Below are 480 nucleotides of genomic sequence, written 5' to 3' on the forward strand. Positions count from 1 at the left end.
ACGAACATCACCGGCTGCCCAGGCTCAAGCGCCCAGCACTTGTTCAGCTCAAGCGGGCGCTTCAGGAAGACGTACTGGCGGAGATGCGACGCCTGATCGAAGGCAAACCACAGGAGACGTTGCGCTGCCGGCCCGGCAGACTGGCCGCAACTGGACTTCCCCCGCATGAACAGATCCTCGCAGGGCAGTATGGCCTGTTTGCCCTCGAAGCCGATCCCGAACTGCGCCCCACGTTGAGCAAGGGCCGGATACTGTGCCTGTATATGGGCGCCCTTCTGGAAACACAGGAAGAGATGCTCGAGTATCGTCAGCGGCATCCGGACTCGCTCCAATATGAACTGGACACGCCGAGGAAAAACAGCAGCAAGCTGGTTTCGGTGGCGGCGCTTGGGGCCGCAAATAGCGGACCCTTCGCAAATACGGCGCTCCTGCCGGACACCGCGGAGCCAGCTTACGATCATGGGCGAATCAACGCCTTGT

The 480-nt window shown here is 61.2% G+C and carries 1 protein-coding gene; it reads left to right on the forward strand.

Annotated elements, in window-relative coordinates:
* A partial coding sequence (locus AC1DQ3_RS36755) for a hypothetical protein (protein ID WP_477124985.1) occupies positions 1–480 on the forward strand: 480 nt, incomplete at both ends.

Source organism: Cupriavidus sp. 01T418, from assembly GCF_056398885.1.